Annotated in this window: 1 protein-coding gene; it reads left to right on the top strand. The window is 67.7% G+C overall.

Annotated features, from left to right (window positions below):
* A partial coding sequence (tldD, locus tag JCM9942_RS16480) for a metalloprotease TldD (RefSeq protein ID WP_054660934.1) occupies nucleotides 1-1,092 on the top strand: 1,092 nt, incomplete at its 5' end.
* Between the last annotated feature and the right edge of the window lie 49 nt (nucleotides 1,093-1,141).

Genomic DNA, 1,141 nt, shown 5'->3' with positions numbered 1-1,141 from the left:
GGTCGTGTGTTGTATCCGGCGCTAGACCCGGTGGACAGCATCGGCAACGAAGCCAAGGTCGAGGTGCTCAAGCGCCTGGACCAGTACCTGCGTGCGGCCGATCCGCGCGTGCAGCAGGTGATGGTGAGCCTGTCCGGCGGCGTGGACACGGTGCTGATCGCGCGCAGCGACGGCGTACTGGCGGCCGATGTGCGGCCGCTGGTGCGTCTGAATGTGCAGGTCATCGTCGAGCAGGGGGGCCGCCGCGAATCCGGTTATGCCGGCGGTGGTGGCCGATACAGCTATGAAGAACTGTTTGCCGGTGAGCGCCCGGAAAGCTTCGCCCGCGAGGCGCTGCGCCAGGCACTGGTGAACCTGGAGGCGATTCCGGCCCCGGCCGGGGTGATGCCCGTGGTGCTGGGCCCGGGCTGGCCGGGTGTGCTGTTGCACGAGGCGGTCGGCCACGGCCTGGAGGGCGACTTCAACCGCAAGGGCACCAGCGTCTATGCCGGCCGTATTGGCGAGCGGGTGGCTTCACCGGGGGTGACCATCGTCGATGATGGCACCCTGGACGGGCGTCGTGGTTCGTTGAACATCGACGACGAAGGCACGCCCACCCGGTGCACCACGCTGATCGAGGACGGCATCCTGGTCGGCTACATGCAGGACACGCTCAATGCGCGGCTGATGGGCGTGGCGCCGACCGGCAATGGCCGCCGCGAATCGTTCGCGCACATGACCATGCCGCGCATGACCAACACTTATATGCGCGCCGGCACCCACGACCCGCAGGAAATGATCCGCTCGGTGAAAAAGGGCCTGTACGCGGTCAACTTCGGCGGCGGCCAGGTCGACATCACCAGCGGCAAGTACGTGTTCTCGGCGACCGAGGCCTACCTGATCGAAGACGGCAGGATCACCGCGCCGGTCAAGGGCGCCACGCTGATCGGCAACGGCCCGGAAACCATGCAGAAGGTGCGCATGATCGGCAACGACCTGGCGCTGGATGAAGGCGTCGGCATCTGCGGCAAGGACGGCCAGAGCGTGCCGGTGGGTGTGGGCCAGCCGTCGCTGCTGATCGAGGGCATCACCGTGGGCGGTACCCAGGCCTGAGCGGGACGCCGATGATGCCTGCGACGCTGAGCGCAGCGGCTGCCGGTGG

This window comes from Stenotrophomonas pictorum JCM 9942 (assembly GCF_001310775.1).
GTDB lineage: Bacteria > Pseudomonadota > Gammaproteobacteria > Xanthomonadales > Xanthomonadaceae > Stenotrophomonas > Stenotrophomonas pictorum.
The sequence above is the reverse complement of the archived record's forward strand: the minus strand, read 5'-3'. Positions and strand labels throughout refer to the sequence as shown.